The sequence below is a fragment of the Pedobacter sp. UC225_65 genome, assembly GCF_042698365.1.
Lineage (GTDB): Bacteria > Bacteroidota > Bacteroidia > Sphingobacteriales > Sphingobacteriaceae > Pedobacter.
On record NZ_CP170550.1, the window covers coordinates 3,895,756 to 3,919,460 of the forward strand.

24 protein-coding genes and 3 pseudogenes are annotated in these 23,705 nt (G+C 38.4%); 17 read left to right on the top strand and 10 right to left on the bottom strand.

Annotated elements, in window-relative coordinates; all coding sequences use genetic code 11:
- Window positions 1-6 precede the first annotated feature (6 nt).
- From atpA to ACFJIZ_RS20585, 6 genes and pseudogenes are all read left to right on the top strand, one after another.
- Window positions 7-1,580, top strand: a pseudogene (gene atpA / locus ACFJIZ_RS20560) (F0F1 ATP synthase subunit alpha).
- A gap of 88 nt (window positions 1,581-1,668) precedes the next feature.
- Complete coding sequence (atpG, locus tag ACFJIZ_RS20565; RefSeq protein WP_379088461.1) at window positions 1,669-2,550, top strand: ATP synthase F1 subunit gamma; 882 nt, start codon at window positions 1,669-1,671, stop codon at window positions 2,548-2,550.
- A gap of 203 nt (window positions 2,551-2,753) precedes the next feature.
- Entirely contained in the window at window positions 2,754-3,884 is a 1,131-nt protein-coding gene (locus tag ACFJIZ_RS20570) for an ATP-binding protein (protein ID WP_379088464.1), read from the top strand.
- 24 nt (window positions 3,885-3,908) lie between these two features.
- Entirely contained in the window at window positions 3,909-4,682 is a 774-nt protein-coding gene (locus tag ACFJIZ_RS20575) for a 5'-nucleotidase, lipoprotein e(P4) family (protein WP_379088467.1), read from the top strand.
- Between the two features lie 62 nt (window positions 4,683-4,744).
- Entirely contained in the window at window positions 4,745-4,960 is a 216-nt protein-coding gene (locus ACFJIZ_RS20580; protein ID WP_379088470.1) for a hypothetical protein, read from the top strand.
- A 218-nt stretch (window positions 4,961-5,178) separates the two neighbouring features.
- Complete coding sequence (locus tag ACFJIZ_RS20585) at window positions 5,179-6,015, top strand: DUF4349 domain-containing protein (protein ID WP_379088473.1); 837 nt, start codon at window positions 5,179-5,181, stop codon at window positions 6,013-6,015.
- 46 nt (window positions 6,016-6,061) lie between these two features.
- On the opposite strand, the pseudogene ruvC reads toward ACFJIZ_RS20585, so the two are convergent.
- Window positions 6,062-6,623, bottom strand: a pseudogene (gene ruvC, locus ACFJIZ_RS20590) (crossover junction endodeoxyribonuclease RuvC).
- 149 nt (window positions 6,624-6,772) lie between these two features.
- Here ruvC and ACFJIZ_RS20595 point away from each other — a divergent pair.
- Entirely contained in the window at window positions 6,773-7,861 is a 1,089-nt protein-coding gene (locus ACFJIZ_RS20595; RefSeq protein WP_379088476.1) for an ABC transporter permease, read from the top strand.
- Window positions 7,862-7,942: 81 nt separating this feature from the next.
- On the opposite strand, the gene ACFJIZ_RS20600 is transcribed toward ACFJIZ_RS20595, so the two are convergent.
- Window positions 7,943-8,590 (bottom strand): carboxypeptidase-like regulatory domain-containing protein, encoded by a 648-nt coding sequence (locus tag ACFJIZ_RS20600; RefSeq protein WP_379088479.1) that lies wholly within the window; start codon window positions 8,588-8,590, stop codon window positions 7,943-7,945.
- Window positions 8,591-9,308: 718 nt separating this feature from the next.
- Here ACFJIZ_RS20600 and ACFJIZ_RS20605 point away from each other — a divergent pair.
- From ACFJIZ_RS20605 to ACFJIZ_RS20635, 7 genes and pseudogenes are all read left to right on the top strand, one after another.
- Window positions 9,309-9,983, top strand: a complete 675-nt coding sequence (locus ACFJIZ_RS20605) for a hypothetical protein (protein WP_379088481.1) — start codon at window positions 9,309-9,311, stop codon at window positions 9,981-9,983.
- Between the two features lie 6 nt (window positions 9,984-9,989).
- A complete protein-coding gene (locus ACFJIZ_RS20610) occupies window positions 9,990-10,643 on the top strand; it encodes a hypothetical protein (RefSeq protein ID WP_379088484.1) in 654 nt (217 codons plus the stop codon).
- Window positions 10,619-11,395 (top strand): sensor histidine kinase, encoded by a 777-nt coding sequence (locus ACFJIZ_RS20615; protein WP_379088487.1) that lies wholly within the window; start codon window positions 10,619-10,621, stop codon window positions 11,393-11,395. Before ACFJIZ_RS20610 ends, ACFJIZ_RS20615 begins: the two co-directional genes overlap by 25 nt.
- A gap of 2 nt (window positions 11,396-11,397) precedes the next feature.
- The gene (locus ACFJIZ_RS20620; protein WP_379088490.1) at window positions 11,398-12,042 is read left to right on the top strand and encodes a response regulator; all 645 of its coding nucleotides are present in this window, start codon (window positions 11,398-11,400) and stop codon (window positions 12,040-12,042) included.
- Between the two features lie 38 nt (window positions 12,043-12,080).
- A pseudogene (locus tag ACFJIZ_RS20625) lies at window positions 12,081-12,691 on the top strand (ribonuclease HII).
- A 16-nt stretch (window positions 12,692-12,707) separates the two neighbouring features.
- The gene (locus ACFJIZ_RS20630) at window positions 12,708-13,274 is read left to right on the top strand and encodes a hypothetical protein (protein ID WP_379088493.1); all 567 of its coding nucleotides are present in this window, start codon (window positions 12,708-12,710) and stop codon (window positions 13,272-13,274) included.
- Window positions 13,225-13,911 carry a glycosyltransferase gene (locus ACFJIZ_RS20635; protein WP_379088496.1) on the top strand — a complete coding sequence of 229 codons (687 nt, stop codon included), beginning with the start codon at window positions 13,225-13,227 and terminating at the stop codon, window positions 13,909-13,911. The genes ACFJIZ_RS20630 and ACFJIZ_RS20635 overlap by 50 nt, the downstream gene beginning before the upstream one ends.
- Before the next feature lie 31 nt (window positions 13,912-13,942).
- Here the strand turns inward: ACFJIZ_RS20635 and ACFJIZ_RS20640 are convergent, their stop codons facing one another.
- From ACFJIZ_RS20640 to ACFJIZ_RS20660, 5 genes are all read right to left on the bottom strand, one after another.
- On the bottom strand, window positions 13,943-14,257 hold the full coding sequence (locus ACFJIZ_RS20640; RefSeq protein ID WP_379088499.1) for a MazG-like protein: 315 nt from the start codon (window positions 14,255-14,257) through the stop codon (window positions 13,943-13,945).
- Window positions 14,258-14,360: 103 nt separating this feature from the next.
- Window positions 14,361-14,573: a hypothetical protein gene (locus ACFJIZ_RS20645; protein ID WP_379088502.1), complete on the bottom strand. Its 213-nt coding sequence runs from the start codon at window positions 14,571-14,573 to the stop codon at window positions 14,361-14,363.
- 46 nt (window positions 14,574-14,619) lie between these two features.
- On the bottom strand, window positions 14,620-15,087 hold the full coding sequence (locus tag ACFJIZ_RS20650; RefSeq protein ID WP_379088505.1) for a DoxX family protein: 468 nt from the start codon (window positions 15,085-15,087) through the stop codon (window positions 14,620-14,622).
- Between the two features lie 124 nt (window positions 15,088-15,211).
- Complete coding sequence (locus ACFJIZ_RS20655) at window positions 15,212-16,129, bottom strand: GLPGLI family protein (protein WP_379088508.1); 918 nt, start codon at window positions 16,127-16,129, stop codon at window positions 15,212-15,214.
- A gap of 509 nt (window positions 16,130-16,638) precedes the next feature.
- On the bottom strand, window positions 16,639-17,541 hold the full coding sequence (locus tag ACFJIZ_RS20660) for a hypothetical protein (RefSeq protein ID WP_379088511.1): 903 nt from the start codon (window positions 17,539-17,541) through the stop codon (window positions 16,639-16,641).
- A gap of 195 nt (window positions 17,542-17,736) precedes the next feature.
- Here ACFJIZ_RS20660 and gcvT point away from each other — a divergent pair, with 195 nt between their 5' ends.
- Together gcvT and ACFJIZ_RS20670 are read left to right on the top strand one after the other, a co-directional pair.
- On the top strand, window positions 17,737-18,816 hold the full coding sequence (gene gcvT, locus ACFJIZ_RS20665) for a glycine cleavage system aminomethyltransferase GcvT (protein WP_379088514.1): 1,080 nt from the start codon (window positions 17,737-17,739) through the stop codon (window positions 18,814-18,816).
- An 87-nt stretch (window positions 18,817-18,903) separates the two neighbouring features.
- A complete protein-coding gene (locus ACFJIZ_RS20670) occupies window positions 18,904-19,620 on the top strand; it encodes a 2-phosphosulfolactate phosphatase (RefSeq protein WP_379088517.1) in 717 nt (238 codons plus the stop codon).
- Between the two features lie 69 nt (window positions 19,621-19,689).
- Here the strand turns inward: ACFJIZ_RS20670 and ACFJIZ_RS20675 are convergent, their stop codons facing one another.
- From ACFJIZ_RS20675 to gldB, 3 genes are all read right to left on the bottom strand, one after another.
- Window positions 19,690-21,012, bottom strand: a complete 1,323-nt coding sequence (locus ACFJIZ_RS20675; protein WP_379088520.1) for a hypothetical protein — start codon at window positions 21,010-21,012, stop codon at window positions 19,690-19,692.
- Window positions 21,013-21,118: 106 nt separating this feature from the next.
- Window positions 21,119-21,823, bottom strand: a complete 705-nt coding sequence (locus ACFJIZ_RS20680; protein WP_379088523.1) for a patatin-like phospholipase family protein — start codon at window positions 21,821-21,823, stop codon at window positions 21,119-21,121.
- Window positions 21,824-21,934: 111 nt separating this feature from the next.
- A complete protein-coding gene (gene gldB / locus ACFJIZ_RS20685) occupies window positions 21,935-22,969 on the bottom strand; it encodes a gliding motility lipoprotein GldB (RefSeq protein WP_379088526.1) in 1,035 nt (344 codons plus the stop codon).
- A gap of 62 nt (window positions 22,970-23,031) precedes the next feature.
- Between gldB and ACFJIZ_RS20690 the strand changes: the two genes are divergently transcribed.
- Window positions 23,032-23,703, top strand: coding sequence for a porin family protein (locus ACFJIZ_RS20690; protein WP_379088529.1), 672 nt, complete (start codon window positions 23,032-23,034; stop codon window positions 23,701-23,703).
- Window positions 23,704-23,705 lie beyond the last annotated feature (2 nt).

Genomic DNA, 23,705 nt, shown 5'->3' on the forward strand with positions numbered 1-23,705 from the left:
AAAATTATGGTAGAGGTAAGACCAGACGAAGTTTCGGCAATTATCAGACAACAATTGTCAGGCTTTAAATCAGAAGCTGAACTGGAAGAAGTTGGTACCGTTTTACAAGTGGGTGATGGTATTGCTCGTGTTTACGGCTTAACTAAAGTTCAAAGTGGCGAGTTAGTTGAGTTTGCTAACGGCTTGCAAGGTATTGTATTGAACCTTGAAGAAGATAACGTTGGTGTGGTATTGTTAGGCCCATCAGACGAGATCAAAGAAGGTGATACAATTAAACGTACTAAAAAAATTGCCTCTATTAAAGTTGGTGAAGGTATGTTAGGTCGTGTGGTAAACACGCTTGGCGAACCTATCGACGGTAAAGGACCAATCTTAGGACAGACTTACGAGATGCCATTGGAGCGTAAAGCACCAGGTGTAATCTATCGTCAGCCGGTTACTGAGCCTTTACAAACAGGTATCAAAGCTATCGATGGTATGATTCCAATTGGTCGTGGTCAACGTGAGTTGGTTATTGGCGATCGTCAGATTGGTAAAACAGCTGTTTGTATCGATACCATTATCAATCAAAAAGAATTTTACGAAGCAGGAAATCCTGTATTCTGTATCTACGTAGCTTGTGGTCAAAAAGCAAGTACTGTAGCTAACGTTGTACGTACTTTAGAAGAAAACGGTGCAATGGCTTATACTGTTGTTGTGGCTGCATCTGCTGCTGAACCTGCTCCATTGCAGTTTTATGCTCCATTTGCTGGTGCTGCAATTGGTGAGTTCTTCCGTGATACTGGTCGCCCAGCATTAATTGTTTATGATGATTTATCTAAACAAGCTGTGGCTTACCGTGAGGTGTCGTTGTTGTTACGTCGTCCACCAGGTCGTGAGGCTTATCCAGGTGACGTTTTCTATCTACACAGTCGTTTATTAGAGCGTGCTGCAAAGATCAACGCTAATGATGACATTGCGAAAGCGATGAACGATCTACCTGAATCATTGAAAGGTATCGTTAAAGGTGGTGGTTCGTTAACGGCTTTGCCAATTATCGAAACACAAGCTGGAGACGTTTCTGCTTATATCCCAACCAACGTAATTTCAATTACTGATGGTCAGTCTTCTTGGAGTCGAACTTGTTCAACTCTGGTATCCGTCCGGCAATTAACGTAGGTATCTCGGTATCACGTGTGGGTGGTAATGCACAGATCAAATCAATGAAAAAAGTAGCGGGTACCTTAAAATTAGATCAGGCACAATACCGCGAGTTAGAGGCTTTCTCTAAATTCGGTTCTGACCTAGATGCAGCTACAAAATCTGTATTGGATAAAGGTGCACGTAACGTTGAGGTTTTGAAACAAGGCCAGTTCTCTCCAATGACTGTTGAGAAACAAGTAGCAATCATCTATGTTGGTACTAAAAACTTGATGCGTTCAGTTCCTGTAAACAAAGTGAAAGAATTTGAAGCAGAATACCTACAATCGTTAGAATTGCGTCATCCTGATACTTTAAAAGCCCTAAAAGCTGGTAAGTTAGATGATGAGATTACAAGCGTTTTAGAGACCGTTGCAAAAGAGATTTCAAGTAAATATTAATTAGACAAAAGTACTAAGTATCAAGTAGTAAGACGGGTAGTGAACCCAAATCTTTATACTTGATACTTTATACTCGATATCAAAAAGAATGGCTAATTTAAAAGAAGTAAGAATTCGTATATCATCGGTACAATCTACCCAGCAGATCACCAAAGCTATGAAAATGGTTTCGGCTGCGAAGTTGAAACGTGCTACCAATGCTATTGTACAGTTACGTCCGTATGCAACCAAGTTGAAAGAGATTTTGGGAAATCTTTCTGCTAGTTTAGAAGGTGCGTCCTCTCCTTTTATCCAGGAGCGCGAACCTAATAAGGTATTGGTTGTAGTGGTATCCTCAAACCGTGGTTTGGCAGGTGCCTTTAACATGAATGTGATCAAAACTGCGAATAATCTGATTGCCGAAAAATACAGTGAACAACTTAAAAAAGGCAATGTTAGCATTGTAGCCATTGGTAAAAAAGCACAAGATTTTTACGAAAAACGTAACTATAACGTTATTGGCAACAATAATGAAGTATATGCTGCCTTAACCTTCGAGAACGTAACTACAATTACCGAAGCGATCATGGCTGGCTTTGAAAAAGGTGAGTTTGACAGAGTTGAATTGGTTTACAACCGCTTTAAAAATGCAGCGGTACAGATTTTAACTACAGAACAATTATTGCCTTTGCCTAAAGCAGAAGCAGTGGTTGATGTAAAAGCATCGAACGTAGATTATATTTTGGAGCCAAACCAAGAAGAAATTGTTACCCAGTTGATTCCAAAATCAATCAAAACCCAGTTGTACAAAGCAGTATTGGATTCGCATGCCTCAGAACATGGAGCGCGTATGACTTCGATGGATAAAGCAACAGAAAATGCAGGCGATCTATTGAAAGCCTTGAAATTAGCATATAACCAAGCTCGTCAGGCTGCAATTACCACAGAATTGACAGAGATTGTAAGTGGTGCTGCTGCATTGAACGGATAATTTGATTGTTCTTCAGTTCAATTTTGATTGGGCTGATTTCAAAAATATAAAGACCCTTATCTTAACTGGTAAGGGTTTTTATTGCGTTCATATTTTTATAATCCAAAATTATTATGTTTTTATTGGATTGTAATCCAAAATTATTATGTTTTTGCTGGATTGTAATCCAAAATTATTATACTTTTGTGTATTAATTCACTATCATGATTGTTAGAAAGCAACTGGATTATGCGTTGGCAAGACTGTTTAAGGGTAAAGCCTTCATTATTTTGGGGCCTAGACAAACTGGGAAAACAACTTTTGTAGAACAGTTACTGGCCAGAATCAATAAAAAGACCTTATACCTAAATGGTGATGATACAGATATTAGGGAAAGCTTAGCGAAGCCCAATGCCACACAGATTGGGCAATTATTGGGTGATCATGAAGTGCTTTTTATAGATGAGGCACAACGTCTTACAGAAGTTGGTTTATTGATTAAAATTATTGTAGACAGGTTTAAGAACGTTCAGGTAATCGCAACAGGTTCATCTGCTTTCGAGTTGTCAGGTAAGATCAATGAGTCTTTAACAGGTAGGAAATATGAAATGATGCTATTGCCATTCTCTTATTCAGAACTGGTTAAACATAGTGATTTTTTAACTGAAGAACGTTTGCTAGAACAACGATTGATTTATGGCTCATATCCAGAAGTAATCAATGATCCAACAAATGCTGAAGAACATTTAAAACTATTGGCCGATAGTTATCTGTATAAAGACCTATTTGCTTTAGAAGAAGTGAAAAAACCTTTATTGTTCGAAAAGATTGTAAAGGCATTGGCCCTTCAGATAGGAAGTGAGGTTAACTTTTCTGAATTGGCCCAATTGGTAAAGGCAGATCAAAAAACAGTAGATAAATACATTGGGCTATTGGAGAAATCTTTTGTGGTTTTTACCTTGCCTGCATTTTCTGGTAATGTACGGAATGAGATCAAAAAGAATAAAAAAATCTATTTCTATGATACAGGTATCGTCAATGCAATTACCCGTAACTTTAACCCAATTGCGAATAGAAATGATGTAGGCGCATTATTTGAAAATTACATGATAGCAGAGCGAAAGAAATACCTGGAGCAAAACCAAATTGAAGCTGAAATGTTTTTTTGGCGCACCACACAACAACAAGAAATAGATTATATAGAAAAACAACAAAATAAACTTTTAGCCGTAGAATTTAAATGGAATGAGCGGAGCAAAGAGAAGATACCAACTACTTTTACACAGGCCTATCCTCAAACTGAAACATTGATCCTATCGAAGTCAGAAAGAAATACTTTTTTGAATGACCAATAGTTAATCCTTTATAAAATTAAAATGATGAAGAAATATCTGTTTTTTGGGCTACTTGGCCTTTTACCTACCTTGTCTTTTGCACAGGCCTTAACGCCAACCAGAGATTATACCAATGCGGTTTTATGGCAACAATATAGTGGCGAATATAGAGCATTGTCTTTTCAGGCCTATAACTTTGCCCGTTTGTCTTTAAAAGAAGCCCTTTGGGAACAGGCCAATGGAAAGCCTAATTGCGTGATCGTAGATGCAGATGAAACCATTTTGGATAATTCGGCCTTCCAAGGACATGAAGTGAAAGCAGGAGTGAGCTTTGTGCCTGCTGATTGGACACGATGGACATCATTGGCACAGGCAGATACCGTTCCGGGTGCACTGGCTTTTTTAAAATTTGCTGCCAGTAAAAATGTAGAGACTTTTTATGTAACCAACAGGGAAGCTGCCGATCATGATGGGACTTTAAAGAACCTGCAGAAATTTGGTTTCCCAAATGCAGACGAAGCACATCTTTTGCTGAAGACGACAACTTCCGATAAAGAGGCCCGTAGACAGAAAATATTGGAAAAATACAACGTACTGTTATTATGTGGCGATAACCTAAGTGATTTCTCTAATGTTTTTTACCGAGAAGGAAAGGATACAAAAGAACAAGTTAATTTGGCCCAAAACCTATTCGGAACAAAGTTTATTGTATTACCAAACCCAATGTACGGCGATTGGGAAAAGCTTTTGTACAAAGGCGATAAACTAAACGAAACCGATAAAGGGAAACAAAGATTTGATAAACTGAAAAGTTATTAATTTGTTGTAGTATTTAGTTAATAAATATTATTTTTGCAGCATACAATTTAAAAGAAAAAATCATGGGTCAAACAGAAGAAAGAGAACAGAGCATGGAAACGGCTAACCAGCCATCTATTTATATGTTAATCTTAGTTGGTGTTTTAGTAAGTATAGTTGGTGTTTATGCACGTTTTGCTTTCGATTCAACAGCACTTTCAATTGCATCATGGGTTATCTTATTGATCGGCTCAATTATCTGTTGCAAAGCAGTTTTCAAGATCTTAAACGCAAAATAATTTAAAACATTTTATAAAGGAGTCCACATCAGTTTCGAACTGGTGTGGATTTTTTATTTTGTAGCATTTTGGTTACAAATAAAGAATATAAGGTTACTTCTGCATCATGTTGGCATTAAGCAATACCGGCCGGTACAAATAACAAAATCAATTTTAATGCTGAAACTGCTATGGGTATTTTATATCAACAGCACTTCATCACCTTAAGCAACAGAAATATGAAAAGATGTTTATTTTGTATCGCCATCGTTATTGTAATGTTTGGCTGTAATTCAGAAAAAAAGGAATATGCGGCCACTAGTGAGGCTATCATGGCCGACAGTACTGCTCAAGAAAGTTTAGCCACAAAAATTATCAAGACCGCCGACATGCGGTTTCGGGTTAAAGATGTGCAACAGACAAAAGAAAAGCTAAGCTCGGCCATCAAGGCCCAAGGTGGTACGGTAGTTGAGTTCTCCATCCAAAGTTCCATCCAAGAAAGCGATAAAGTAAAGTACAGCATCGATTCTTTAAAAGAGATTACCTCTTATCGAAAAGAAGGGGTGCTGATAGCCAAAGTCCCTTCAGAAAAGCTGGATGATTTTACCAATACGGTTGCGCGGATGGCTGTGTTTGTTGACCACCAAGCCATGAAAATGGACGACCAGAGCATTGCTTATCTGGCCAACCAGTTAAAAGCGCAAAATAGGGTAGATGCTGTGAAACAGATCAATAAAGTATCTACCAAAAAAAATGCCAACGTAGAAAGTTCCCTATACATCAAAGATGATTATGTAGACAAAAAGATCGAGAACATGAACATTGATGATAAGGTTAAATTCAGTACGATTACCCTTAATTTCTATCAAGATAATACCGTGAATACATTGATTGTTGGCAATGACAACTTGTACGATTATCGTCCAGGATTTTTTCAACGTTTGGGCCTGAACATTGTAGATGGATGGACAATTTTTAAGGAGCTTGTACTCGGGCTCTCTAAATTGTGGATGCTGATTATTTTGGGTTTTGCAATGTTCTTTGGGATCAGAACCTATATCCGTCGTAGCAAATAATTTCGACCGTCATTTCGACTGAATTTAACAAAGGAGAAATGACGGTTTATTTTACCCTCTTTTTGTTGTCTTTTACAAAGGCATCCCACCCAGAATAAGATTTACCTGTGCCTACTGTATTGATCCGTTGAAAAGAATGGCAAACGGCTACAGCCAGACCATCGGTAGCATCTAAGAACTCTGGTGTTTCCTTAAAGTTCAAAAGGCGTTGTAACATGGCTGCCACCTGCTCTTTACTGGCAGTTCCTTTACCGGTTATGGATTGTTTGATCTTTCTTGGGGCATACTCATTTACCGAAATGTTACGAGATAAGGCAGCGGCCATGGCAATACCCTGTGCCCGACCTAACTTTAACATTACTTGGATGTTTTTTCCATAAAATGGAGCCTCAATGGCCAAAACATCTGGTTTATATTCGTCAATTAGACCAATTGTTTTTTCGAAGATCCGTTGCAGTTTCAGAAAATGGTCGTCTAGATGGTCCATGCGCACAATACCCATGCTAACCAATTCAATCTTGCTGCCTTTTTCTAATATGACCCATAGCCCATAATGGCCGTTCCGGGTCAATACCCATAATGATCCGTTCCTTTTTTTCAATCAACATTAACGCAATATTAAGCATATTTGCAGATACTGAAACTAAAAATGGAGTGATTAATTTTTTAGTTTCTTTAAAAGAAAACAATTGTTAGTTTTACTTTCTGTACTTAACCATTTTAAGGTAAGTAAAACCTAGTGGTTAAAATGTCGATAATGAATAACAACAGTCCTTCGAAAAAAATATGGAACAGATTTAAACGTAATAAACTTGCGTTTGGTGGACTGATATTTATTCTTTTGTTAATGTTGGTAGGCATTTTGGGCTATTTGATCATTCCAGACCAAACACCTTTTGCCAATAGCATGCACCTGCAATTGAGCAACAAAAAGCCGGGGAGGTCATTTGATTTTTTGATCATCAGTAGAAACAACAATATCAAAAAGGTCAATTTCTTCGAAAAAATGCTCAATGGGCAAGAAGCCGATTTTAAAAGTGTCCCCATTACCTCATACCGTGAGCAAAATGGCAAAGTGTACGCCCGCGAATATATAGGCGATGATGAACAGGCCGAAGAAGCTGAATATCCATTGGTTACTGGAGAAAATAGATATACACAAACTTTTTATTTGGGTACCGATATCTATGGCCGTGATCTGCTAAGCAGGTTGGTATTGGGTATCCGTGTCTCCTTATCGGTTGGTTTAATGGCCGTGTTGATCTCTCTTTTTATAGGGGTGAGTTTAGGTGCAATTGCAGGCTACTTTGGTGGCAAGACCGATGCAGTCATCAGCTGGTTTATGAACGTAATCTGGTCATTACCATCTTTGCTTTTGGTTATTGCCATTTCTTTTGCATTAGGTAAGGGCTTTTGGCAGATCTTTATTGCTGTTGGTCTTTCTACCTGGGTTGATGTAGCGCGTTTGGTTCGTGGACAGGTAATGGCCTTAAAAGAAGTAGAATTTGTAGAAGCCTCAAAAGCTTTGGGCTTTTCTACCACCAGAACAATTGCCAAACATATCCTACCCAATATCGCTGGCCCAATATTGGTGGTCGCCTCTGCAAATTTTGCCTCAGCGATCTTATTGGAAACCGGACTGAGCTTTTTAGGATTCGGTGCCCAACCTCCAATGCCAAGTTGGGGCAGTATGATCAAAGAACATTATGGCTACATTATCATGGATGCCGCTTATTTGGCAGTTTTACCAGGTTTAGCCATTATGCTTACGGTTTATGCCTTCAATCTGTTGGCCATTGGTCTTCGCGATGCTTTTGACGTAAAAGGCCAAAACGTAAGTGTTTAAACCATAAAAAACCCCCGTTCCTTACGGATACGAGGGCCACTTTAGAGTTAAGCGATTGGCTAGGTACGAACTAGCAATATCTTATTGTTTTCCTTTGTAAATAGGGTTAACCTGATCAATCTGTGAAGACTGATACAAAGGATTGTTTTTCTGTTCTGCTGTTGGAGCAGTAACCATAAATCTATAGTTTCCTGCCTCCGTAATATTTAAGGTAACCTCTCCATTGGCATTTGTTGTCATTTGCATCATACTGCCACCTGGATTTTTACCACCCTTTACAATAATGCCTCCAATCGGATTGCCTGTTGCCCTAGACTGCACATTGTCTGTATGTGTAGGTAACGTAATTATCAACCTATAATTACCCGGCGTTACATTATTTATTTCAATCTCTCCATTGGCGTTGGTCAGCAAGTTGAGGTTGCCACCTGGATTTTTACCGCCTTTAACCACAATGCCACCTATGGGTTGACCTGCAATAAATTCAACAGCACCAGTTTTTGCATTGACCTTGCCTTTAATGGCTTTCATAATGCATGGAAAATGCGACTGGGCATAATTTCCTTTACAGTAATCGCAATAATGGCCTTCTGCACCCTCAACCTTTAGGTTTTGGCCAATTTCTTTTACCGTTTCTTTTGTTTGCATGGTGGCCGCTCTATTGGCTTGGGCCGAAACTGTAAACGAGATACTCAATAGAAATGCTACAGTAGTGATGATCTTTTTCATTTTGCAATTATTTAATAATTGTGACTTGTTTGATGGTATATCAACAAGATGAAAAAATTGTTACCCCTATTTCTTGATTTTTTTATTTTTCTAATAGGTTTCTACCTTAAACCTATGGTCTTATGCTAATAATAGGGATGTTATTTTAACTTTTTTAATGTTGAATGGCCGATAAGGTCAAATAACCAGAAGCATAAAAGGCATTAAACTACTTGTTTATGCCTAAACTCTTCCATCGATCATGACAGATGCCATCCGTAAAAGTATCATGTCTATGCAAAATCATAAGCTAACAGTTAGCTAAACTTAAAAGAAATGATCTAGAAACTACTAAAGTAATGGCAATGCAATTGGATACTTTATAATTTGTGCATGATAGATTTGCAGAACGCGATCTGTTCTTTTAACGCATTAAAAAAATCTTTAATTTTTTTTACTTGGACTTTTAAAAATGTGGTCATGAGCTGTTTGTTAATGAATGTAGATTGTTAGGAGATAGGATGTAGGGTCGAGAGCGGTAATTGTTGTCTCAAAATTGCGGATAATGGTTAGCGTGGGCAAGGTGTACATAACTAGATTGTACTGGGTGATCAGCTACAGTTTTTACCGTTGTTTAACGGATATGGAAATGAGCCAATAGCTGTTATATTTTTCTATCAACTTAAGTTCCTTTGTAAAAAGGAAAAAGTATATTTAACCAAACTAAACAAACAAAATCATGGAAAAAAAGTACCCTCTTGTTATTATTGGCCTACTTGTGCTCGCTTTCGGTGTATACGTCTATCTTTATCCACCAACACCAAACAACGGAGCTAATGCAGGTCGTTCAACGTTGGCAAGCTCAAAATTTGCCGATATCAAAGAGAATGAACCGCTAAATCCTAGTAAATTGAGCACGAGTTTGGTGCGCGAAATGATCAGCAATTATAGACAGACACAGCTCAAGTCTATTGGCAATTCAGTTTCGAATGATGCGAGTTCTATTTTATTCGACCTTGATACCTTGAAGAAATTTATCAGTGATATTGAAAGAGGTGTTAGACAAAACCAACCTAATGTGGATAATAAACTTGGGATCAGAATCTATTATGCTGCTTACCCTTTGAAGTCTAAATGGGGTCAATCTGGTTATAAACACCTCAAAGATCTGTTGGGCGATCAGATTACCCAACTTTACGAAAGAAAACATACCTTGATCATGTTACCTGCAATTAAAAACAGCAAGGGAATTTATACAGATTTTAATCCTTTAGACCTTAAAACCTATAGCGGCTTTAAAAAACAACTCAATGGAGTGCAGCATTTTGCCGGTTCTGTTGATAGTACTGATATCCTGGCATTAAATCACGGACAGCTTATCCCGCCTGCAAGTAACGAAGGAGAAGGGTTCTAGGTTGCCATGATGGAGAGCTTTCAAAAACTATTGGGTGAAACATTGATATGGGTGCAGTTTCTTGCGGCCATTATAGCCTTAATTTACCTGCCAAAGCTGAAAAATACTTATTGGAAATGGTTTGTCGCTTATATCGTGCTCATCTTCTTGATAGAAGCCTTTAGCAGATGGGGTTTGAAAAATCATGCTTCGTACCGAGTGTACTGGTATGATTTTTTTGGTATTCCGGTGCAGTTTCTGTTCTTTTATTGGCTCTATGCTGTTAAATCGCTAAAGAATAACCAACTTTTTTGGGTGTGTACGGTCGTTTATATCCTTTCTTTTTTACCTTATTTCGGACTTTTTGAAAAGGTGAACATCGTTTATTCCTTAAGTTATACCGTAGGCAATGTGCTATTGATGTTGTTGGTGCTTTTAGAACTTTTTAAACAGATCAAATCAGAAAATATCTTACAGTTTAAAGAGAACTTCATGTTTTATGTCAATGTTGGCATCATGATCTTTTATATAGGTACATTGCCCTTCTTTTCATTTTATGGTTTGATATTGAAGGATGCTGTACTATGGAACGATTATTTTATTTTCTTTATGGTAGCTAACCATGTGATGTATCTATTATTTACAGCAGCTTTTATATGGGGGAAACCGAATACATATTGATCATTATTGTATTTAATGTTTTTTTGCTGGCATTTATCGCAGCAACTGTTGCGTTTGTGGTTCAGTACAAGAACAAAAAGAAGGAGAACCTGGCCAATTTGCAAAAACAACAGATCTTACATCAACAAGAGCTATTGGCTACGCAGATTGAAATGCAGACCCAGACCATGCAGCATATTGGTCGAGAGATCCATGACAATGTAGGGCAGAAACTTACCTTGGCCAGTTTGTATGCACAACAGTTGGCATTCGAAAACAAAGCACCCAACATTAACGATAAGATTGAAAGCATTAGCGAAATCATTAACCAGTCGTTAACAGAATTAAGGTATCTGTCAAAATCCTTAACCGATAACCATATCGATGATAATGATATTGACGTACTTTTAAAGCAGGAATTTGCAAAAATAGCAGAACTGAAAAAATACCAGGTGGCACTTGACCTGGAGATAAAAGACCTGCCTTTGCCTTACGAGACAAAAACCGTAATATTAAGGATTACACAAGAGTTTTTACAGAACAGCATCAAACACGCCAACTGTAGTAAAATCATGGGTAAGGTAAGTAGGCTTGACCAAAAACTGCAGATCGTGCTACAAGATGATGGTAAAGGATTTGAAGTTGAGGGGCATATTGGTAAAGGGCTTGGCCTAATGAACATGAAAAAAAGGATCGAATTGATCGGCGGAAGTTATGTGATGCAAAGTGAAGTGGGAGAAGGGACTAAATTAACGATTGAGATCTTACTGTAGATATGAAGAATAGTATTGTAATTGTTGACGACCATATTTTAATTGCCAAAGCTTTAGGCAGTATCTTGGCTAATTTTGAGCAGTTTGAAGTGCTTTACGAATGTGAGAACGGGGCTGAACTGCAAGAGAAATGTAACCACAAAAATAATATCCCCAATATTGTACTGTTGGATATCAGTATGCCTGTAATGGATGGTTTTGCAACGGCCAAATGGTTAAAAGAAACACATCCAGATGTGTTGATCATGGCCTTGAGTATGCAGGATGATGAACAGAGCTTGATCAAGATGATCAAATGTGGGGCAAAAGGCTATTTGTTGAAAAACGTACATCCAACAGAATTAGAAAAGGCATTGAACAATCTGGTCAAGAATGGATATTATTATCCAGAATGGGCAGCGAGCAAGGTATTTGCCAGTTTGAGCAACGATAAAGCTGATAAGCCCCAACCAGAACATTTGACCGAGCGTGAAAAGACCTTTTTACAATATGCCATTACAGAAATGAGTTATAAGGAAATTGCCGATAAGATGTGCTGTAGCCCAAGAACGGTAGAGAGCTACAGAGATAACCTCTTTGAGAAATTGGGTTTAAGAACACGTGTTGGCTTGGCAGTATATGCCATGAAGAATGGTTTTGATCAATAATTTAGGCTTGGTTCTTTAAGAAAGCGTAAATTTGTACCATGTTGTTGAATAGTTACCAAATAGAATTGATAGAAGCAGGCTGTGATGAAGCTGGCAGAGGCTGTTTAGCTGGCCCAGTGTATGCCGCGGCTGTGATCTTGCCCAAAGATTTCTATCTAGAAGATTTGAACGATTCTAAGAAACTTACACATCAACAACGCGAAAAACTAAGGCCCATTATAGAAAAAGAGGCCATTGCTTGGGCAGTTGGTGTAGTTGACCACGAAGAGATGGATCGATCAATATCTTAAACGCTTCTTTCTTGGCCATGCATAGGGCCATTGAGCAGTTATCGCTACAACCCGAGTATCTGGTAATCGATGGCAACAGGTTTAAGGATTATCCCCAAATTCCGCATAGTTGCATTATAAAAGGTGATGGTAAATACCTGAATATTGCAGCTGCATCGGTATTGGCAAAAACACATCGCGATGAATTGATGGCCAAGTTAGATGTAGATTACCCACATTACAACTGGAAAAAGAACAAAGGCTATCCAACAATCTCCCACCGTAAGGCCATCATAGAGATGGGATCATCGCCATTCCATCGTAAAACTTTTACGGTAAGCGACCCACAACTAAGACTTTCTTTTGAAGAAGAAGGATAATTCGTAATTTCAGGCCATGAAAGCCCTCATCCTAACCAACCGTGTCCCATTTCCACCTAACAGTGGATATCCGATCGTGGTGTACAATACCATCAAAGGGCTGCTTAAATTAGGGGTAGAGGTTACTTTGTTCAGTATCAATGCATCTAAACACAGGGTAGATGTGGATGATATCTATGATCCTGTTTTTGAACAGATCAGTTTTCATTCTTATAACATCGATACCGAAGTAAATATTTGGGGTGCTTTTTTTAATATCTTTTCTAACCAGTCTTATAACGTTTCGCGTTTTTACGATGATGAGGCTGCCAAATTGTTAGAGAATGTGCTGCGGGAACAAGAGTTTGACATTATACAGTTTGAAGGCTTGTTTGTAGTACCCTATCTGGATGTGGTGAAAGAACAGAGCAAGGCCAAATTAATTTATAGGGCGCACAATATTGAGTTTGATGTATGGGAACGACTGGCTGCAGGCGAACAGTTTAGACCAAGAAGAAAATACCTGGAGTTTTTATCGAGGAGACTAAAGGTATATGAAACGGAACAAATCAACCGTTTTCATCAAGTATTTTGCGATCAGTAATCCAGATCGACAAAATATCTTAAAAATGGGTTGTCAGACCAGGTTGGATGTTTTTCCGGTAGCGATAGATTTTGAGAAATACCATGTTGATGTGAAAAAGACCAGTTTCCCTACTTTGTTCCATTTAGGGGCAATGGATTGGCGCCCCAATAAGGAGGGATTGGAATGGTTCTTAGATGAAGTTTGGCCAGATATTGAGACTTTAAGCAGCGAACTGCGTTTTTATATTGCGGGTAAAAATATGCAGAAACAGTTTTTTGACTATGATTCTGATAACCTGATCGTAGAGGGAGAGATATTTGATGCGGTTGAGTTTATGAATTCTAAAGCGATCATGATTGTACCCTTGCTCTCGGGTAGTGGCATGCGGGTAAAGATCATAGAAGGAATGGCCATGCAGAAATGTATCATTGCCACCACTATGGCTGCCGAAGGGATCAATTGTAAACATGGTAGGGATATTATGATTGCGGATACACCTGATGAATTTTACCGCGCGATTTTGCAATGTATTACCCAACCCAACAAATGGCGCGAAATTGGGCAACATGCCCGTAAAACAGTAGAGCGCGACCACGAAATCAATACCAATGCCAAACGGATGTTAGACATCTATCATATTTTAACAGCTGGTTGATCAGGCTAATTCAATAAAGTTCAATAGACAATTATTTTTTATCTAACAGTAGCTCTGTTTTTGTCAGAAATTTTTCTGTTGCTTCGTTAATGTCCAGGTTCATGCGATCAGCAAGTACGGTGAGCCACCAAATGCATTCTCCCAGTTTATGTTCCAGTTCAGGTGTTGTCTGTTCGCCTTTAGGCCATCGCCCTTGCTGCGACATGGTTAATCGTCCAACTAAACCCGCATCAGTAAGGAAAGCCAGTGCATCTTCTTCAACTGTCCATTCGCTGCCATGGTGCTGCTTTTCCAATTCGTGATAAAGCTTTCTGAGGGCTAATGATCTTTCGTGTAGATTTTCCATTAATTGTAATTTAATTGGTTTAAATTGAGCTTTTGAGACCGAGTATCCTCTTTTTCATTTCATTGTTCATGTTTTCACGAACAATAAACGCAACACCTTACATTTAGTTCCCTAAAAACCACGAGATGTGAGTGCAATTGGAACATACAAAGCAAGTAGCAGAACGGTTGGCCCAATCCAAGTTAAAGAATGAGGCTACTGCAGTATTGAGTTGTGCACTGCGTTGCCAAAAGTTGGTATTTGAACAGATCGGGCAAACTAATTTCTTGCCCATGATTTCTACTATCTCTGGTGTGTCTTCACTAAAAAGTCCCATATCTTATTGTTATGTTTTGTAAGTATAACAATAAATTTTAATTGTTCTAAATACCTGTGGGGCTATTTTTTTGTTGCCTATTCAAATAGGCATCTATGCTATATGGGTAGGATGGAATACTGTATAACAACAAACAAGCTGTAGCGCTGGTCCATACACTGTAGTCGAATGGTGCTTTGATGCCTATGCTAAATGTCATGCTCAGGGCAAAGGCTAATAGTAGTGCTGCCGATGCAAGTGCTGTTAACTTTAACTTGTAGCCAATGAGCAATAGCAATGCGAACAGTATTTCTAAAAATGTAGCAGCAAAGGCCAATAGTTCACCTAATTGTGCCGATGCAAAGGCATTGAGTTGATTGGAATAGGCTACAAAATTTTGCCAATTGCCCCAGCTTACCGATGGGCTACCAGGTGCTCCCCAAAAACCCAAACGGTCTGCTACTGCAGAAAGAAAAGAGCAGGCAATGGCCACCCTAAAAAATAGCTGACCTAGTTTTGCCATTTTACTATCCATAATTATTGAATTGATGGTGTAAATGTCTTAAACAAAAAGTATAAAAAACTTAAACTGGTTTAAGAAATTCCAACGCACCATGGTTCGAAATTCCAATGTACGATAGTGCGTTGGAATGCTTTAGCTATGGCTTAGATTTGTCGATAGGATTATTCATTATTTCAGCAGGCGGGGGAGTTGTTCTTTGGCCGGTAGAAATTGGCGTTAGACCACCAAATCCCATGGCAGCCATTTGCGTTTTTATAAAGCCCTGTGGGTCTTTTTTCATAGCTTCCCTTAGCTTTTTAATTTCTTCTGGTGTTGCTCTAATGGCTTTATCAGGTAGTTCGATGAGGTTTTTGGTCAAAGAATCGCTACTGCCTAAAAAACCTTTCATGTCATGTTCTTCACCTATTTTTTTGGCAGATTTTTTCTGTTTGTTTTCTATTTTTTCGAGACCCGCAAATTCGAACATCACTTCTTTTCGATCATCATGTGCCTGAATAATGAGGCCGGGTAAGCCTACAAGTATCCATGGTCCAGTGGCAAAAGGAAGGTCCTCAGAGAACCAGACAATCCAATTTCTACCTCTGTAATGTGCTGTTGCCTTTTTGCAGTTTATGCCTTCAATTTGCTGTGTTTCTAACGTTATTTTCCAGTCAATTTTGTCTGCATCTCTTTCAACAAGGTACATGGCTCCTAATTGTTCTTGGATAAATAATTTGTGTTCATTGGCGTAATAATATACTGCCGCTCTGCTTGTTGCTTTTTTACGTGGTGGCATTTTAAAGGTTGGAGTAGCTACCCCCACTTGCTCCCTGCTCTGTTGTTCTAAAGCAGCCTTTGTTTCTTCAGCATATAATGCATTATCGTAACTTGAAAAAACAGAAGCATTTTTGCCTGCAGTTACCATCATCGTTTCCTTAAAAAAGTTTTGCCTTTTGTTGGTGTCCGTCATGTGCGAAAAATTGTATTTCACCCTGATCAAGGCCTCGTCTGGCCGTTGTGCCGTAGCAACAGCTGCAATTGCAGTGGCAAATAATGTAGTTAAAATGGTTTTCATATTTTTTTGGTTAAATGTTTTGCAGATTGTTTATTCTTTACACCAGTTGTTTTGATAAGTTAAAATCTATTTATTATTCGTTAATCTACGATTATTTCGTATAATAAAAAAATAATTTTAAATTTTATGTTCGATCATAACCCATTGGAAACCTGTTTTTTGTCGATAGGGGTCAGCGTAAAAATGCAATATTTGGTTTCCCTTGAAAAGAAGATGGGTGTGTTTATACTTTTTGTTCGTTGAACGAATTAAGCCTGTTTAGCCCTGTTCTGGCCAAACCATTTTGTGGATAGTAAATTGTGGATGTTGTTTACATCATGGCTCGCGTCTCTACTAACCATAAGGATGGTTGTTTTGCAATACCCAATATACCATTTCATGGTCTTACGGAATAAGGATTAATCTTTGGTAGTAATGTGTAGGGTTGGTATTTTCAAAAAAAATGATATCTATTAGTGGAAGTTTAATGGGTTCGTGGCGACACGAACCAAGAAGATGGAATGGCCCTTCTACACATTCGCATAAGCCGAATTTTTAAGCTTATTGGCTTTCAGATAAATAAATTCTCTTTTGGCATCGATAATGATGTTGAACCTTTTTAAAATGTCGCCACCTATAATGCTCATTTTCTGGCGACCCAATGCACCTTCAAAAAAACCAACAGATACATTGGTCAGTTCTTGTTTGCCAATTGCAAATGCAGGTAAAATGGCTTTTTTGGTTTTTAACACATTGCCAAAAGAATCTTTAAGCTGCTTTTCGGCAGTTATGGTTAGCTCATCACCGATTTTATGCTGGGCCACAAATTGGTCGTCGAACAAGATAGCACCGGCATAACCCGAGTGGATCAGGTATTTGTTTTTAAGGGTGTTGTTGCCTATGGTGGCTGTAGCTTCTACAAACATCATTTCATTTTCATAGGTCAATTTCAGTTTTTCGTATGTTTTGGCCTTGGCAGGTAATGAGGTAGAAACAATGATTACCTTTTTATCAAAATCTATTTCCAAGGTCTTGTTCTCGAAAAGCTCGAGGCCAAATTTGCCATCGGTCTGTTGACCAGAATTCTTGTTCTCCCAGATGGGAACATGCTCCCATTTTAATGCGCCAATCTGTACAGTATTGCTTTCGCTATATCTGGATGTATTATCGCTACCTCCCCAACTTTTTACACTGTCGGTTCTGCCAAATTTTAAACTTTTAATACGCTTTAGCCCATCTTCTGTTAAGGTAAGGGCACTGGCTGCGGTATGAAACATCAGGTTGACCGTGTCTTTTTTGTTCAGGATGGCCTGTATAGAAAGGTTGTTGTAGTCGGTTAACTGAAAAGGGATGGTATACGTTTTTTCTTGTACAGTTGCAGTAAGCGATAAGCTGATCAATAGGAAAAGGAAGTAGGAACTCAGTTTTTGCATAGGTTTATAGTTGAAGGACCAATATAAAAATAATAATAGGTAAAAGATAGCTAGATCAGTGCAAGTCCGCAGTAATATTTAAGAATTTGGCATAGGTAGTAAAATCTTTACTTTGTTTGCGCTTAAAAAACTTTTAAACCAAAAACATTGGGCTATTCTTAGTATTTTTGCCAACCAAATATTTAAAAAAATATCATGAAGAATACTGCTTTAACAGAGAAACATATATCATTAGGTGCTAAAATGGTGCCGTTTGCTGGTTACAACATGCCTGTACAATACGAAGGTATCAATGCCGAACATGCTACAGTTAGAAACACGGTTGGCGTTTTTGATGTAAGCCATATGGGCGAATTTATCTTGAAGGGCGAAAATGCCCTAGACCTGATCCAAAGGGTAACAAGTAATGATGCCAATAAACTACATGATGGTAAGGTGCAATATTCTTGTCTGCCAAATAAAGATGGTGGTATTGTTGATGACCTTTTGGTTTATCGCATAGATGAAAAAACCTATATGTTGGTAGTTAATGCAAGTAACATTGATAAAGATTGGAACTGGATACAACAGTTCAATACCAATAACGTAGAGATGCACAACATCTCTGACCAGACTTCATTGCTGGCCATCCAAGGACCGAAAGCAGCAGATGCGTTACAAAGTTTAACGACTATTGATCTGGCATCGATGGAGTATTATACTTTTAAGAAAGGCACTTTTGCAGGTGTAGAGAATGTAGTCGTTTCTGCAACGGGTTATACAGGTGCGGGTGGTTTCGAGATCTATTTCGAAAATAAATATGCCGACCAGATCTGGGATGCGATCTTTAAAGCTGGTGCCGAGTATGGGATCAAACCGATTGGTTTAGGCGCACGTGATACATTGCGCTTAGAGATGGGTTTCTGTTTGTATGGCAATGACATTGATGATGCTACATCGCCAATTGAGGCAGGTTTGGGCTGGATCACCAAGTTTACCAAAACGTTTACCAATTCTGAGGCGCTATTGGCTCAAAAAGAAGCAGGTGTTCAGCGTAAGTTGATCGGTTTTGAAATGATCGATCGCGGTATCCCTCGTCATGATTATCCTATTGTTGATGCAGAAGGTAATGTAATTGGCAAGGTAACTTCTGGTACGCAGTCTCCATCGTTGCAAAAAGCAATTGGTATGGGCTATGTAAACAAAGAGTTGGCCAAAGAAGGTACAGAGATTTTCATCGACATCAGAAACAACAAGATCAAAGCTAAAGTAGTTAAGTTTCCATTTTATAAATAGATAAAAGTAGGAAGTATCAGGTATCAAGACAGCTCGTTGCGTAGCATTGTCTTTATACTTGGTACTTTATACTTGATACGCCAAAATATGTCTAGAACCATTGAAGTTTGTTTAACACCTGCCTTATTAAACCTATACGATATTGAACAAAGTATTGTTGTGGTCATCGATATCTTAAGGGCAACATCGTCTATTACTTACGGTATTGATAACGGAGCGGAGGCAATCATCCCTGTGGCCAATGTAGAGGATTGTTTAAACTATAATGGTAAAGGTTATTTGTTGGCTGCTGAACGCAATGGCGAAGTAGTTGAAGGCTACGATTTCGGTAATTCACCATTTTCGTATACCAAAGAAAAAGTAGCTGGCAAAACAATTGTGCTGACTACCACCAATGGTACCAAGGCCATGCACATGGCACAAGAAAGGGCACATCAGGTGGTGGTAGGTTCTTTTTTAAATTTGACGGCTTTGTGTAACTGGTTAAAGGTGCAGGACAAGGATGTACTTTTGCTCTGTGCGGGTTGGAAGGATAAATTTAACCTGGAGGATACCTTATTTGCAGGTGCAGTAGTAAATGTGCTCCGCAAGGATTTTGTACATTTCGACGATTCTTGTGTGGCTGCCGAAGATATGTATCTATTGGCCAAAGACGACCTGAGGAATTACCTGCGCAAATCATCGCATAGCCACAGGTTAGAACAGTTGAATATTGAAGAAGATGTTCAGTTTTGTTTGAAACTAGGTCTTTGTACCACCATTCCGGTATTGCAGGAAGAGCGTTTGGTAGCTTTAAGCCAATAGAAGAATACCTTAAGGTCTTTATTCTAGTATCTTATTACTACAATGTCATCCTGAGCTTGTCGAGGGGTGTTATCGATTGATAGCAATGATGATGCATCCCACTAAATTAAAACATATCATTGTTAAAATGAAAAGCATGATTTCTCTTTGGATATTGTTTTTATAGCTTGCTAAAGTCTCCCAATGAGGTTCTAATAATATATTTGATTGTGACGAGGCATTATAGCTGCGTTTAACCAATCTGTTCATGTCATCATCTTCAACCAATTTATAAAAAACAGGTTTTTGTTTAAAGGAATAGTTAAATACGGCTTCATATTGCTGATGGAAACCGGTTATTTTTTCATAAAAATCGGCTGTTTTTTTTGTGTTTTGCGTATAGGTCTTTACCAGCCATAAATTATAAACGCCATTTTTTTTAATCGTATCACCACTACCTATTGGTGTAGCAAACTGATGGTCTATAGCATAAAGATTGCTTCTGCCACTTCTAGATTTAATAATATAATTTGATAAAAGTATGCTGTTTGGTTCGTAATTAACCTGTCTGATGGTGAAAAGTTTGGTATGTTGAGCGATTAATACTTCAAAAGAATGATTAAGGGTTACAGGAACTTCTTTGATTTTATTAAGGTTATACTGGATGGGCAAAAACAAGCATGTCGAGAAATAAAAAAAGAAATTGCTACCCCAATAAAAAGCACCAAATCTAAATTGATGTAGTTTAACGGTTCTACGGATAAAGAACCACCAATAGAACAATGAGATTAGAAATGAAAAAAAAGTCAAATATTTTCCATTTATGAATTGAAGTAAGTATATATTATTTAACCAATAAAGTGTTGCAAAGGTGGTAAATGAGAAAAATAAGAAAACTAATGCCCTTTTAAATACGAACCAATAGGCGGAGCCAAAAGAACTAAACAAAGGATTACTAGTTTTGTCTAGCAATTGGATGTGCTTGCTCAAATATTCTTTTAAGATAGTTTCGTATGCCGTTTTAGATAATGAATACTTATAATATTGAAATGAATTTGTATAAATAATAAGTGCTCTTGAGCCTCTGGTTACATCCCCAATTTCAAACCCTCTGACATTGTTTAATGCAATGTTTACCTCTAGGTTTTTGTTTAAAACACCACTATTTTGAGTAATAATAAACTCCTTATCTGTTATGGTAATCGTGGTAAAAGCCATTGTTAAGTAGCGGGCAGCATAATAGGTGGCAATACCAAATAAAGGAATAAGCAAGGGGTATAAATAATGAATCTTTAAACCCAATAATCCAATAGTAATAAAAGTAAAAAAGAAAAAAGACCCCAAAAAGATGGCATCGTTCCACTTGGCTATTGGCGATTTGAACTCGATTGATTGAGCTTCAGTTTCTGTCATCGGCTTTGCTTAGTCTTTTAACAACTCTTTAAAACGCTCACTCTGTTGAATCGATTTTAACGTTTCTTCATAAGCCAACCAATAAATGGTTTCGGCCTTTTTCATGTCAAACGTACTGATTCTCTCCCATACCCTTAGGCTCAATCAGCATGTTGCAGAACTTGATCTTGCGTTCCATATCATGGTTGATTGACATGATACCTGCACGTTGCATCAGGTTTGCAATTTTGGTGATCTTGTGTACAGGTTTCAAATGGTTGCAGGACGAACCTATGATATAATCGCAATTGTCCAGTAAAGGCTCTACCGGAAAGTTATTTAAGATGCCACCATCTACATACATCTGGTCGTCGATCATGATGGGTTTAAAGATACCAGGGATACAGCTAGAGGCCAATATAGAGCGGATCAATGGACCTTTGGTAAAATAGACCATATTGCCTTCGCTAAAGTTGGTGGCACAAATGGTTAATGGAATGTTAAGTTCTTCAAATTTATCGTGTGGGAAATATTCCTTTAAGATGTTCTTTACGTTCTCGATGTTGATCAGGCCCAAAGAGCCTAGAGCTGGTCTAATGAAACGCAACAATTTGGTCTTGTAGAAAATCTTTAAGGCTTCTTCTGGGTCTATACCAGCTGCGTAAAAAGCACCAGCAATAGAACCGGCACTTGTGCCACTGATATGGCTAAACTCTACACCTGCATTGGTAAAGGCCTTTAAAACGCCTAAATGTGCAATGCCCCTAATGCCACCGCCAGATAATACGATACCGATCTTCTTTTTTGCTGTTGGATTTGATGGATTGTTCATTGGTTGATTAGTTCAATGGTTATTGGTATCATTAGTTCATTAGTGTCATTGGTTCAATTGTTCATTAGTTCAATTGATTATTGGTAACTTACAGTTGTCAACTGCAAACTTTTAACCCTCTTTCGGTTTATACTTTGATCTGGTCAATATCTTTTGGGCATCGTTATCTGCCATCAGTTGCTGTAAGGTAACATCAGGATTCTCTGCCATGTATTTTTTCACGATCTGCCATCCGATCCAAACGCCCAATTTAGGGGCAGATGATTTTTTATCGCCCAAGCCCGGTGTAAAAGGACCATCGGTAATATAGGTCTGTATCTTTTGGATATCACTTTGGTACAACAGGTCACGTTCTAAGAAAAAGCCCCAGATGTTCGATTCGAATTGTTTGCACCAGTTCAACTGATTGGTGGTATAACCAATCTTAATGGTATCGGCTGTTGCTTCTGGTAAAACCTGGTCTAAAAAATAAAGGATTTTGCCATTGTACACCATCTTGGCCAACAAGGTCTGGTCTTCATCACGTTCTTTAAACAGTTCTTCCCTCGCATATACTTCTGTAACCCTTGATGGGAGATACGCAGGCGTAAAACGTCTGGATTGGTACATGGGTACACTTGCGGCAATGGCCCCATAAAACTGGCTGTCCTTACCCAAAAACATGTCTAGGCCAATGCCCATGTAATCGTCGGCCTGGATTACCTGATAAGCAAAGCCCGACAGAAACGAAATGAATTTGGGCGTTTTCGTTTTGGGGTAATAATATTTAATGTATTTAAAATTCTGGGTCAGTTCTTTTTCTACATTGCTCAGGTTTGGGTATACGCTATCTACTTCTTTGTTCAGGGCAGTATAAGCTTTGTCGTTGTACAGACCTTCCAACATCCGTGGTCCGGTCATGTTGGCATCGCCGATCATCTGATGGATAAAATCATTGTAGAATAGACCATATTTTTGGGCTAAAAAAGCATCAGTCTCAGTTATGCTTTTTGCTTTTCCGGCATAGAGGTCTTTTTCAAATCTTTGGATCTTGATGTCTACCTTAATGTTGCTTACATCAGGTCTGTTATCCTGTTTGCAAGAAAAAATTGCAATTACACACAAAAAAAATAGATAGATTTGGAGATGTTTTACGTTATAGCTCATGTATAGCAAATATAGAGACTACGCACATGAAAGCAACATCATTGGAAACAAATTATATGCAGATGAAGAAAATATTACTTGCCCTACTGTTCTTATTTTTTACGGCCCATAGTTATGCTCAACTAGGTAATGCACCTTATTATGGTTTTAGGTTGGGACTAACGGCACATCCAAATTTTGGCTTTATCAAAGCAGAAAACGGAAAAGGCAATGGGGTAAATTTTGGGTTTGCCTATGGTCTGATGGCCGATTTTAACTTTGCCGAGAACTATAGTTTTTCAACTGCCCTAACCATTACCACCATTAATGGAAAAAGTACAGAAATCAATGTAAATCCTTACCACTTACCGGTAAGTAGTAGCGCACCAATTGGTTACGACCTTAAGTATAAGATGCAGTATATCGAATTTCCGTTAACCGTTAAGTTGAAAACAGACCATATCGGTAACATCCGTTGGTACGGTCAGTTTGGACTATCCAATGATTTTAGGATTGGTGCCAAACAAGATGCCAAGTCGAATGGGGTAGAACTCGCAGATGGAATGAACGTAACCGACTGGACCCGTTTTTACAGGGGCGGGGTCATCATTGGAGGCGGTGCCGAATTTGATATCGATGGCAAAACCAGTTTTATGCTGGGACTGACCTTTAATAATGGATTTACGAATATCTCTACAGGCAAAAACACGGTAAGAAACCACTTTGTAGGCCTTAATCTTGGAGTATTCTTTTAATC